The organism is Scytonema sp. PRP1, from assembly GCF_036697665.2.
In the GTDB taxonomy this organism is placed as follows: domain Bacteria; phylum Cyanobacteriota; class Cyanobacteriia; order Cyanobacteriales; family Nostocaceae; genus Kalymmatonema; species Kalymmatonema gypsitolerans.
This window is the reverse complement of the sequence record NZ_JBAHYJ020000005.1, coordinates 56,218-67,862: the sequence shown is the minus strand read 5'-3', so window position 1 is coordinate 67,862 and position 11,645 is coordinate 56,218. Positions and strand designations below refer to the sequence as shown.

General features: G+C 42.1%; 10 protein-coding genes. 7 read left to right on the top strand and 3 right to left on the bottom strand.

Going from position 1 to position 11,645, the window contains the following annotated elements:
- Window positions 1–109: 109 nt before the first annotated feature.
- Together V5G28_RS36540 and V5G28_RS00840 are read right to left on the bottom strand one after the other, a co-directional pair.
- Window positions 110–244 carry a hypothetical protein gene (locus V5G28_RS36540; protein ID WP_442994193.1) on the bottom strand — a complete coding sequence of 45 codons (135 nt, stop codon included), beginning with the start codon at window positions 242–244 and terminating at the stop codon, window positions 110–112.
- A 455-nt stretch (window positions 245–699) separates the two neighbouring features.
- Window positions 700–1,401 (bottom strand): response regulator transcription factor, encoded by a 702-nt coding sequence (locus V5G28_RS00840; protein WP_336229395.1) that lies wholly within the window; start codon window positions 1,399–1,401, stop codon window positions 700–702.
- A gap of 437 nt (window positions 1,402–1,838) precedes the next feature.
- On the opposite strand from V5G28_RS00840, the gene V5G28_RS00835 reads away from it, so the two are divergent.
- The 7 genes from V5G28_RS00835 to V5G28_RS00805 all read left to right on the top strand — a co-directional run bounded on the left by V5G28_RS00835 (window position 1,839) and on the right by V5G28_RS00805 (window position 10,304).
- On the top strand, window positions 1,839–2,873 hold the full coding sequence (locus V5G28_RS00835; RefSeq protein ID WP_336229394.1) for a PstS family phosphate ABC transporter substrate-binding protein: 1,035 nt from the start codon (window positions 1,839–1,841) through the stop codon (window positions 2,871–2,873).
- A gap of 170 nt (window positions 2,874–3,043) precedes the next feature.
- The gene (gene pstC, locus V5G28_RS00830) at window positions 3,044–3,970 is read left to right on the top strand and encodes a phosphate ABC transporter permease subunit PstC (protein ID WP_336229392.1); all 927 of its coding nucleotides are present in this window, start codon (window positions 3,044–3,046) and stop codon (window positions 3,968–3,970) included.
- A gap of 1 nt (window position 3,971) precedes the next feature.
- Complete coding sequence (gene pstA / locus V5G28_RS00825; RefSeq protein WP_336229390.1) at window positions 3,972–4,895, top strand: phosphate ABC transporter permease PstA; 924 nt, start codon at window positions 3,972–3,974, stop codon at window positions 4,893–4,895.
- On the top strand, window positions 4,889–5,692 hold the full coding sequence (pstB, locus tag V5G28_RS00820; RefSeq protein ID WP_336229389.1) for a phosphate ABC transporter ATP-binding protein PstB: 804 nt from the start codon (window positions 4,889–4,891) through the stop codon (window positions 5,690–5,692). The genes pstA and pstB overlap by 7 nt, the downstream gene beginning before the upstream one ends.
- Before the next feature lie 57 nt (window positions 5,693–5,749).
- Window positions 5,750–6,046 carry a DUF7219 family protein gene (locus tag V5G28_RS00815; RefSeq protein WP_336229388.1) on the top strand — a complete coding sequence of 99 codons (297 nt, stop codon included), beginning with the start codon at window positions 5,750–5,752 and terminating at the stop codon, window positions 6,044–6,046.
- A 124-nt stretch (window positions 6,047–6,170) separates the two neighbouring features.
- Window positions 6,171–7,250 carry a PstS family phosphate ABC transporter substrate-binding protein gene (locus tag V5G28_RS00810; protein ID WP_336229386.1) on the top strand — a complete coding sequence of 360 codons (1,080 nt, stop codon included), beginning with the start codon at window positions 6,171–6,173 and terminating at the stop codon, window positions 7,248–7,250.
- Window positions 7,251–8,135: 885 nt separating this feature from the next.
- Window positions 8,136–10,304: a PhoX family protein gene (locus V5G28_RS00805; protein WP_336229384.1), complete on the top strand. Its 2,169-nt coding sequence runs from the start codon at window positions 8,136–8,138 to the stop codon at window positions 10,302–10,304.
- 150 nt (window positions 10,305–10,454) lie between these two features.
- Here the strand turns inward: V5G28_RS00805 and V5G28_RS00800 are convergent, their stop codons facing one another.
- The gene (locus V5G28_RS00800; protein WP_336229382.1) at window positions 10,455–11,057 is read right to left on the bottom strand and encodes an AAA-like domain-containing protein; all 603 of its coding nucleotides are present in this window, start codon (window positions 11,055–11,057) and stop codon (window positions 10,455–10,457) included.
- Window positions 11,058–11,645 lie beyond the last annotated feature (588 nt).

Below are 11,645 nucleotides of genomic sequence, written 5' to 3'. Positions count from 1 at the left end.
AAGGTCAATGATGACTTGTAGAAACGGTTTCCGTCCTTTTGGGCAATGAGACAAAATCTCCTGAATAATACGAGCGCGAGCAGTGCGAATTACACTTCGGGTTGACCAATCATAAATATTGAGAAATCGGCTTAAGGCACGCTTCTGACTTACTTTTAGAGTGTTCAGGTAAAGGATGTCCTTGCGCCTGTAGGAACAATCCCAACATTGCTTCTAAGTTTTGTTGCTGGTATTTTGAGGGCATCAACGATAGTAAAGTGTAAACTAGCCCTTGTCCCGCGCCTAAGAATTGAGATCATTTTTCTTGCTGTTAATTATGCTTTTCACGCCCAATTCTGCTCATATTTCGGCTCATGAGCGCAAATCCAGGCACTCCCCAAGTTGGCGATCGCGTAGCGGCGGCTTCCGCATCGCCTGAACCTTGGTCATTTACGTAATCTCAACCCTTGTTTTGTTATATAAATTTCTTTTTTCTACTTAAGTACCTTATCACTGCTGGAGTCACTTTTTTACGCTCCTATTGGTCTATTAGTGGTTTATCCCGAGAGGTGCAAGATATAAGGTAAATAACTCTCCGTTTTCCATCATATTTTCAGCCGCGCTTTGAACATTATCGTAAAGTCGCTCAAAATCTTTCTCGTTCGTAAAGAACAGCAGAGATTATGGGATGTGATAGTTGAGGGAGCGTGTGGGAGAATTTTAACCAAACCGATAGCCAATCCTCGGCACTGTTATGACGTATTTCGGGCGATTGGGACTGAGTTCTATTTTCTCCCTCAACCAACGAATATGTACGTCCAAAGTTTTAGTGTCAGGGATAAAATTAGGTTCCCAAACTTGGTCAAACAACTCTTGCCGCGACCAAACGCGGTGTGGGTTACTGATAAATACTTCTAAAAGGCGAAATAGCTTGGGCGACAGGTAAGCTTCTTTCCCTCGCACAAGTACACGATGCTGTTGAGGGTAAACAAGAATATCCTTAAACTGCAATACCTTGGAATGAGGTAGAAAGTTTAAAGAATGGCGACGTAATAAAGCTCGACAACGGATCAAAAATTCCTGTGTATTAAAAGGTTTGGCGAGAAAATCATCGGCTCCTGCTTCTAAAGCACGGATGCAGTCAGCTTCACTGCCACTAGCACTCAGTATTAATATCGGCACTAAAGAACCTTGGTCGCGCAGCCAGCGGCACATCTCAAGTTCATCAACCTGAAACAGCATACAATCGCAAATCATTAGGTCAAATGGGAACTTTTTCTGATTAAGGTCAAGACTCTTCAGCAAAGTTAAAGCTACATGGCTATCTGAGGCAGTAATAATCCCATGACCTTCTGCCTTCAAAGCTGTGTCAAGCATTTCTCGAATTGAGTTTTCCGCTTCAAGCACAAAAACTTGTTTCACAAGGTTAGTTGTTGGCTTTAGAGGACTTGTTATGATCGAGCGTATCAGTAAGATATTTCAAAAAAAACTAATTTGTCAATTATGCTTTCTTTCTCCAACAGGCTGTTTCTAGCTGCATTTTAGGACTTTTTCGCTCACTCATGCCACAAATGATTTAACCTCCTGGCAAACGACATGATTTTAAAACCCTTGTCAAGCACCGATTGTAGCCATTCTGTTGATGAGCGTATTGTAATTTTTCTTTAACCTTAGTAAAAACTTTAATTTTTATTAACCTTAATGAAACCTTAAATTGACAAATCAGTTTTTTTTGAAATAATACAATTATCCAAAAAAATAATATCAATCAAAGGAAACCAGCATTTCCACTGGTTGTGAGTGTCAGTTGTTTAAAAACAGCTTATTTCAACAAGAGTAAGCATCTCGGAGCAAATAATATGGTGGTGAAAGGATTGAAATTGGGACTTAACCGCTTGACGTTGATAAGCTCATTGGCATTAACAGCAGCGACTTTCGTTGTATCGATGCCTTCGGTTCAGTCTCAAGGTACAGGCACAGTTAGTATTGATGGTTCCAGCACCGTCTACCCAGTTACTGAAGCAGTAGCCGAAGAGTTTCAAAAGCAGAAACAAGGCAAGGTTAAAGTTACGGTTGGTATTTCCGGTACTGGTGGCGGCTTCAAAAAGTTTTGCGCTGGGCAAACAGACATCTCTAACGCTTCCCGTCCTATCCTTGCTAAAGAGATGGATGCTTGTAAAAAGGCTGGTATTCAGTATATTGAACTGCCAGTGGCTTATGATGCCTTGACAGTCGTTGTCAATCCTGCAAACAACTGGGCAAAGAGCCTGACTGTAGCTGAACTCAAGAAAATCTGGGAACCAGCAGCACAAGGCAAGATTACAAATTGGAGCCAAGTGCGCCAAGGATTTCCGAATGCACCTTTGAAGCTTTATGGTGCTGGTCCTGATTCTGGTACATTTGACTACTTCACCGAGGCTATTAACGGTAAATCCAAGGCGAGTCGCACTGACTATACTCCCAGTGAGGACGATAATGTACTGGTACAGGGTGTAAGCCGCGACAAAAATGCAATCGGCTATTTTGGTTATGCCTATTACGCAGCTAACCAGAAAAGACTGAAGGCAGTGGCTATCGATAACGGTAAAGGTCAAGCAGTCTTACCCTCTGAACAAACAGTGGAGAGTGGAACTTACCAACCCCTGTCTCGACCAATTTTCATCTATGTCAACGCTAAAGCAGCGCAGCGTCCAGAGGTGAAGGAATTCGTCAGTTATTACTTGAACAACGGGGCTAAATTCGCCAGTGAAGTCAAGTACATTCCCTTACCAGCTCAGGTTTACAAGGTTGGAGTACAGCATTTCCAAAAACCTAAGCTTGGTACAGTGTTTGGTGGACAGGAAGCAGTAGGTCTAAAGATTGAGGAACTAGTTCAGCGTGAGGCAAAACAGTAAAGCTGTTTTGTGATTAAAAAGAACAAACGATTAGCAGCTAGCTTACTGCTAATCGTTGTATTCTCAATCACCTTTTACCTGTACCTGTATACCCAAAAATTTTCATTTATCACACAAATTTTGAGAAAAATTGTAACAATCCTCACAAGGTGAACGAAAAATATTATTCAATGCAACAGCAATCTCAAGAGCTAAAACAGGTTTCATTATCCCCTAGGACAATACGGGATATACGGGAAAGAATCATAGAAGTTCTGTTATTTCTAGCTGCGTTTTCCTCAGTGGCGACGACGATTTCAATTGTCGTTCTTTTACTATATGAGTCCGTAGAATTTTTCAGTCAAGTTTCCATAGTGAAATTCCTTACAGACACCCAATGGTCGCCTTTGTTTTCTGATGCCCACTATGGAATTCTACCGCTCGTTTCTGGAACTTTGGTCACAACCACCGTTGCTTTATTGGTCGCAGTACCACTGGGTACCATAACAGCGATTTATCTAAGTGAATTTGCCAGTGTCAAATTGCGAGAGGTCGTTAAGCCTTTCTTAGAGTTACTGGCAGGTATTCCTACGGTAGTGTACGGTTATTTCGCACTTTTATTCGTCACACCACTGTTGCAGATTTTTCTCCCCGACCTACCAGGGTTTAATATGTTGAGTGCAGGATTGGTCATGGGTATCATGATTCTTCCCTTGGTCAGTTCTATTAGTGAAGACGCCATGCGAGCAGTTCCGCTGTATTTGCGAGAAGGTTCGTATGCAATGGGGGCGACACGCTTGCAAACAGCTTGGCGAGTCGTATACCCTTCCGCCATTTCTGGAATATTTGCAGCTTATATTTTAGGGATTTCTCGTGCAGTTGGGGAGACGATGATTGTGGCAGTTGCTGCTGGACTGCAACCAAATTTAACCTGGAATCCAATGGATCAGGCAGCAACAATCACTGCGTACATAGTGCAGGTCAGTTTAGGAGACCTACCATACGGTAGCCTTGAGTACCAAACGATTTTCGCCGCTGGGCTGACTTTGGTACTGATGACGCTGGTTTTTAATATTATTGGGTATTTTCTAAGCAGGCGCTATCGAGAAATTTACTAGTATGTCAGGAGAAAATCTACAGCAACTCCGAGCAAATATCTCTCGCCGCAAATTGCTAGATGCTATTTTTGCCATTATTGGCTTGTTGACCATTTTCGTGGCAGTTCTTACCTTACTGGCGCTCATCATTCGATTGGCTATTGATGGGTCATCTCGTCTTGACTGGCAGTTCTTTACTTCTTTTCCTGGTCGCAAACCTGAAGAAGCTGGAATCCTCTCCGCTTGGATAGGAACAAGTCTAGTCATGTTGGTCACACTCGTTGCAGCAATTCCATTGGGTGTTGCATCGGGTATTTACCTGGAAGAGTATGCCCAAAAGAACTGGCTATCTGCGCTCATTGAAATCAATGTTACCAACCTTGCGGGTGTGCCTTCTATTGTCTACGGTCTTTTGGCGTTGGGGCTGTTCGCAGATAAGTTAAAGTTAGGCGAAAGCATTTTGACAGCAGGATTAACCCTGGCGCTTTTAGTGTTACCAGTCGTTATTGTGACAACTCGCGAGTCTCTACGCGCCATTCCCAACAGTATCCGCGAAGCCGCCTATGCACTGGGAACAACCAAATGGCAGATGATTTGGGACCATACTTTACCCTACTCAATGGGTGGCATTTTAACAGGTGTTATTGTGGGCTTGTCAAGGGCAATTGGTGAAACTGCACCCCTCATCACCATCGGTGCTTTGACTTTCATTGCTTTTTTGCCAGAATCCCCCATCAAAGGTGAGTTTCCATTTATCTCCTTTGAATGGTTAAAGGCACCCTTTACCGTGATGCCAATCCAGATGTTCAACTGGGTATCCCGTCCTCAACCAGAATTTCAGTTTAATGCAGCCGCCGCAGGGGTTGTACTGATAGCTATGACCTTGGTTATGAATGGAATTGCTGTTTATCTACGTTATCGTTTTCGTAAAGGTGTCAAATGGTAGAAGAAGCTGCGAGTCATACTCCATCACTAACTGAACTTCAGTCCAAAGCAACAGTCAACAACCTCAACTTCTACTACGGTTCTAATAAGGTTCTCAAAGAAGTCAACATGGTAGTAGCCAAGAATACGGTGACGGCGTTGATTGGTCCATCTGGGTGCGGTAAAACCACCTTGTTACGGTGTTTCAATCGTATGCATGACCTCTACCCAGGTAATCGCTATGAAGGAGAAATTTTGTTGGACTCCACTCCAACCAACATTCTCAGTCGGAAGGTAGACCCGATTGAGTTGCGGATGCGGATTGGCATGGTTTTTCAAAGACCAAATCCTTTCCCCAAGTCAATTTACGACAATGTGGCATATGGTTTACGGGTGCGAGGAATTTCTAAGCGTAGCATTATTGATGAAAAGGTGGAAGAAGCTTTACGTGCTGCTGCTTTATGGAATGAAGTCAAAGACCGTTTAAAAGATATGGCTTTTAATCTTTCAGGAGGTCAACAGCAGCGCTTGTGTATTGCTCGTGCTTTGGCGACAAATCCTGAAATGATTCTGTTTGATGAGCCAACTTCTGCCCTAGACCCCAATGCCACTGTCAGCATTGAAGAGTTAATTGGTCAGTTGAAGAAACGGGTAACGATTCTCATTGTGACCCACAGTATGCAACAAGCTGCTCGGATTTCTGAACTCACTGCTTTTATGTACTTGGGTGAATTGGTGGAGTTTGGTCTGACAACGGATATATTTAACAGTCCAAAAGAGAAGCGGACTAAGGACTATGTGTATGGACACATTGGATAGTGCCAAGCAATAGACCAAAACTTAATAAAAAGTTATTAATGGGGGTTGAACTTAGTTATGACACAGCCCGACGAACCGAAAGACTTTAAAACCTTTCTTTTCCCTCGCCATCGCTACTACGGTCAAGTTAAACCAGAGAATTTAGTATTTAATGCTAATCTCCAAGAATTTGCACAAAAAGTTACTTATATCTCTTGTTTAGAAACAGGAGGAAAAATATCTCCAGAAGAAGCATATGAACAAATTCAGGTGCTATGGGAACAGTTAGAACAGAGCAAAAAGGAATTGGGAATTGGTACAAGCACAGAAACTGATAGTTTGAATGAACGCTTCATGAAGGAGAATGACAGCTAATCTAAAAAATTAGTATGTATAACGCTTAAAATAAGCGATCGCTCATGAAATAAAAAGACATACCAATGACTTAGGTAGCAACTTTTATAAACAAAAAAGTTTTGTGTCAAGCACAAATAAATATATGGCTTTCAATACACAGGTGAAACTTGGACTTTCTTTGATATCTGTAACTGCGGTTATCATATCTTTGACTGCTTGTGCCGGACAAAACCAGGCAAGCACTTCAAACGAGATTAAGATTGATGGTTCTAGTACGGTTTATCCAATTTCAGATGTAGTCGCTAAAGAGTTTCGCAAAACTCCTCAAAGAGAGAAAGTAAAAATTGATGTACAGTTCTCCGGTACAACTGGTGGATTTAGAAAGTTTTGTGCGGGTGAAACTGACATCAGTAATGCCTCACGTCCTATTCTGATTCAAGAAATGGATGCTTGTGTCAAATCAGGTGTTGCGTTCATTGAACTGCCGGTTGCTTTTGATGCCTTAACTGTTGCAGTCAATCCCCAAAATAATTGGGCAAAGGATATCACAGTAGCGGAACTGAAAAAGGTTTGGGAAAAAGCCGCACAGGGCAAGATTACTAATTGGAATCAGATACGGGCAACATATCCCAACCGACCATTGAAACTTTATGGTGCTGGTAAAGACTCCGGCACTTATGATTACTTCAATGAAGCCATTATGGGCAATAAAACTGATAGTCGTTCTGACTACACAGGCAGTGAAGATGACAATGTTTTGGTAGATGGAATAAACAAAGATCCAGATGCGCTAGGCTACATCCCTTTTGCATACTTTGAAGCGAACCAGAAGAAATTGAAAGCACTACCAGTTAATAATGGTAAAAGCGCAGTTTATCCTTCTGCTGAAGTGGTGAAAAATGCTCAGTATCAACCCTTGTCTCGACCACTCTTTATTTACGTCAATTCAAAGTCTACTCAAGATAAACCTGAGTTGCGAGCTTTTGTTGAGTTTTATCTAAAAAATGCCAGGAATTTGACGACTACTGTAGGCTATATTCCGTTACCAGATGAGGGTTATCGTCTAACTGAAGTTCAATACTATAAAGCTGAAATTGGGACTGCCTTTAAAGGAGTTCCAGAGCCAAATCTGACCATTGCTGAACTGTTACGCAGACAAGTAAAGTTCCAAACTGAGCAGGAAGCTAACAGAGAGCAAAAGTCAAACAGTGCTCAAAACTGATTCAGATATTAATGCGAGAGCCTTGTGTCAAATTCTTATAAACTTATCCAATTTTCTGCAAAATGAAGTTGTGGTGGATAAATGAATATGAGTCAAAACTTTTGGAGTCATTTATGGTTTTTACATTACTTTTTATCTTTAGTAATTTTTCCAAAGTGCTGTTTAAGTTCGTGTCAATTTTCATTTATAGAACAAAAACTTATTTTGTAGGCTGTCAGTTCAAAAAACTAACAGAATAATTGCCGTTGACTTAATGGTAATAATATATTCGCCTTGTATTAAGCTGCGATATAAAGAGCTAGTCAATATATTTTGCCAAATAAAAATACTTTTTCTGTGGTTGATATGAAACAGGATGATTACTTTCATTCTGCTGTTTTTACTTATATTTTTCTTATTGTAAAATGGCTATATAGACTTTTATGCTATTAATATAATCTCAAATTATTTCAATAATAATAGGTTAATTAAATCAAATAAATATGATTATTTTTTAGTTAATTTAACCTTAAATTAACTTAATAATTAGACGCTTTTAACTTTTATATAAGATTCTAATTATGTAAACAATTATTCTTGCTTAATTATGAAATAGCAATTTTCTGTACGCACTTTAATTATCTAAATATTGTAGTCAACTCAATTAGATATGCCTCAACGCTAGAAGAGTATTTCAAGCAAAATCAGGATTTCTAGTGACTATAATTCACTGCTGAACTCTTAATGTTTAGAACATTAATTTCGTGTTTTCGTCGTAGAGATGTATTAATTCCTTCGATGCTTATTCTTGGAATAACAGTTGCAAAGACAAGGAGTTTTGAATTTGTCTTTTAACAAGAGAAATCAGAATAATCACTTCATAACCCTCATAATAGAGTACACAAAATGAAAGGTTCCCTTCACCCCAAAAATGATGTAACGCTCAACCCATCTGGCAACGAATCAATCCTTAACGTGATTGATCGCATTGGTATGAATCGTCGGCGGTTTATACTAACGGCAGCGAGTGCGTCGGTACTCAGTGTCGTGGGCGAGGTTTCCATTGGTGGCTTTCTTCGCAGTGTCGAGGCAGCACCGATTCCACCAGGATCAGGATTTGGTGGTATTGGCTTTGAGAGCATCCCACCAAACCTGAATAACCCAGAAACAGGGCTTCTTGAAAAGGATCTTGTCAGTGTTCCTCCAGGTTACAAGGTCGAAGTATTGGTTGCTTGGGGTGACCCAATTATGCCTGGTGGGCAGGACTGGTTAGCGGACGTCTCGCAGGACGCCGCAGCACAAGAAAAGCAGTTTGGTATGCATGCGGATGCCATACACTACTTCCCGCTCCAAAAGCAGCGTTCCTTCGGTCGGTCATTGAATCGCGGTCTGCTGTGCGTGAACCATGAGTATACCCACGAGGAAGTCCTTCATCCCGACGGTCTGACCTTCATTCCAGCGACAGCAACTGCGCCACAGTTCGGATTGCCAAACTCGCAAGTCACAATCCAAAAGGTACGGAAATCTCAGGCTGCTCACGGCATTGCCGTTGTGGAGGTTTACCAGAGCGGCAATAGTTGGAGCGTTAATCGCAATTCACCTTATGGTCGCCGCATCACTGGCAATACCGAGATGCGCGTTTCGGGACCAGCAGCAGGCGATGTGCTTTTGAAATCAAAGAAATTTCAGATTACGCCGAATGGCTCGGTTGACACCGGAACGCTGAACGACGGCTATACCGCATACGGCACGCTCAACAATTGCGGTCACGGCTACACGCCCTGGGGAACTTACCTGTCCGGCGAAGAGAATTGGAACGGCTACTTTGCTAACCCCACAGGAGACGTGGCTCCGATTCAGGGGATTGAAAAGTCCGACATCTTGGCAGGACAGAACCGGTACGGCATCGCGAGAACTGAAACCCGTTATCGTTGGCATGAAGTTGATCCTCGCTTCAATGCTGGCACAAACCCGCTCGAACCCCATTTATTTGGCTGGGTCGTTGAGATTGACCCGTACAATCCGCATAGCAAACCAGTAAAACGCACCGCGCTTGGTCGATGCAAGCACGAGGGCGCTTGGGTTGTCGTTGATGATGATAACCGTGTTGCTTTATACATGGGTGATGACGAGCGCAACGAATATATCTACAAGTTTGTTTGTGCTAGACCCGTCAATCGGCAGAATCGCAATGCTAACCGCGATATGCTTGACTACGGTACCCTGTACGTTGCCAAGTTCAAGGACGACGGTACGGGTGAATGGCTTCCTCTAGTCTACGGACAGAATGGGCTGACACCTGAGAATGGGTTTAGAAACCAGGCTGAAGTGCTTGTCAAAACACGACAGGCAGCAGATCAAGTTGGTGCAACGATGATGGACCGCCCGGAGTGGACTACTGTGCGTCCCCGAATCAATGGATTCCAAGAGATTGAAGTCTACTGCACTTTGACGAACAACAATCGTCGCGGAACAACTCCTGCTTCCTCGAATGCGCCGGACGGCTCAACAGGTGCAGGCAGTGCGCGTCCTCCCGTCGATGCGGCTAACCCACGCCCTGACAACCGTTATGGTCATATCATCCGTTGGCGTGAGGATGGGCGCACCGTTACAGCCACTACCTTTACCTGGGACCTTTTCGTTGAGTGTGGCGACAAACTCAATTCCGATCCAAATTTTGTTGGTAACATTAACGGCGACGATTTCGGTGCGCCGGATGGTATCTGGTTTGACGACTTTGGTCGCTTCTGGATTCAAACCGACCAAGCGGGAGACGGTCTCGGTGATTGGAAAAACATCGGTGGCAACGTGATGGTGTGTGCTGACCCCAATACTAAACAGGTTAGGCGCTTCCTAACCAGTCCGACGCAATGTGAGGTCACTGGCGTAGTCACCACACCCGACGGCAAAGCCATGTTCCTCAACATCCAGCATCCCGGCGAGGATGCGGTCGCCTCGAATCCCACACAATTCAGCAACTGGCCACACAGTCAAGGTTATGGTCCGTCTGGACGCCCACGCTCTTCAACAGTGGTCATCACTCGTGAAGATGGTGGCATCATCGGGGGACTTTAACTGCGCTTTTACGTAAGGTCATCTCTCCTCTCGTAAGAGAAACTCATAGAACGGAAGCATTATCGGAGTTCGCTGTAGGGACGAACTCCGGTTCATACAAAAGTCATATAATATAATTCCACTAACTTTCTACTCAAGCTCTCAAAACCTCTACATAGAGTCGAAAGCTCTCTTTAGTTCCACATTAAGCCAATTTTGGTTAAAAATCTCCTTAAATATAGGGTTATAAACCCTTAGTTTCCCATTCTGCTTAACCACCAATCCCGAAAGCACCAATTCCATTTGTTTGTAAGAGCCATCCGCATCTACTTCTTCCCGCTGCAAAATAAACTGGTATAGACCTAGCATCTGTTTTGTCCGGTATTTATTGTAAAGGAGGCGATCGCGAATGCTTCTTAAATGCATTGGTTCATCTTGAGGTTCCCAATCCTCAATAATCTTTGACCTCACTACTTGTTCAACCGATAGAGGATTTTCGGTTTTTGCTACCTCAATCGTTAACTTGCATAGCTTTTGTGTCAAAAAAGGTTGTCCTCCTGTCCAGGATAAAATTTCCCCTAGCACTTTCTGGGGATTACCAACCTGGTCCACTAGTCCCTTTTCTAAAGCCTGGGCTTCCTTAAACTTAAACCCATTTAAAGTAATTGCTTTGCCAATGTTAAAAGGAGTGCAGGCTTTATCTTTTATTAAATCTGAAGGTGTCGCCACTCCTAGCACTGGCAGGGGAAAATGATAAACGAAATCAACACTCAAGAAATTTGTGCTCAAGGTATCAGCTTTTATCTTTGCTTTTACCTTGGAGCGCACATTTTTGTAACTAGCAGCTTGAGTTAAATATATTTATGATATCTGTCTAATTACTGATGATTCCCTTAAAAGAATTGCTAGTCATATTGAAAACACCAATATAAATATCATTACAAAAGATGTAAGTGATATTTATATTTTTTTTCTAACTATTGTACTACTAGCTATAAATGCTTTGAAAAGGAACTTGTAGAAATTATGCTTATAGTTAGTGAGTTTATATTTAAATAGTTTCTGCATATAAAAATACTAAATTTTTTTAAAAAAATATACTGAAAAAATATAGTTCTTAATGAATTCTTAATTGATAGAGTTATAAAGTTTTAACTTTTGTTTGCTGAAATTCTAAATATTGGTCACAATTACTCTCAAATACTTTCCAAAATGCCAAATTTTAGACTCATGTATCTATCAACTATACATCCTCCTAAAGCATGAGTCTTAATGTGGCTAATTTTAACTTTTTAGAGTGAGTGACTAACGTGTGGAGTCTATGAAATTAGAGACTCCTTGCATCTATCTGTCTCATTAACA

What these genes read in the sequence shown, in the direction of transcription:
- V5G28_RS36540 (WP_442994193.1), bottom strand. Translation starts at nt 244, where the DNA reads ATGCCCTCAAAATACCAGCAACAAAACTTAGAAGCAATGTTGGGATTG.
- V5G28_RS00835 (WP_336229394.1), top strand. Translation starts at nt 1,839, where the DNA reads ATGGTGGTGAAAGGATTGAAATTGGGACTTAACCGCTTGACGTTGATA.
- pstC (WP_336229392.1), top strand. Translation starts at nt 3,044, where the DNA reads ATGCAACAGCAATCTCAAGAGCTAAAACAGGTTTCATTATCCCCTAGG.
- pstA (WP_336229390.1), top strand. Translation starts at nt 3,972, where the DNA reads ATGTCAGGAGAAAATCTACAGCAACTCCGAGCAAATATCTCTCGCCGC.
- pstB (WP_336229389.1), top strand. Translation starts at nt 4,889, where the DNA reads ATGGTAGAAGAAGCTGCGAGTCATACTCCATCACTAACTGAACTTCAG.
- V5G28_RS00815 (WP_336229388.1), top strand. Translation starts at nt 5,750, where the DNA reads ATGACACAGCCCGACGAACCGAAAGACTTTAAAACCTTTCTTTTCCCT.
- V5G28_RS00810 (WP_336229386.1), top strand. Translation starts at nt 6,171, where the DNA reads ATGGCTTTCAATACACAGGTGAAACTTGGACTTTCTTTGATATCTGTA.
- V5G28_RS00805 (WP_336229384.1), top strand. Translation starts at nt 8,136, where the DNA reads ATGAAAGGTTCCCTTCACCCCAAAAATGATGTAACGCTCAACCCATCT.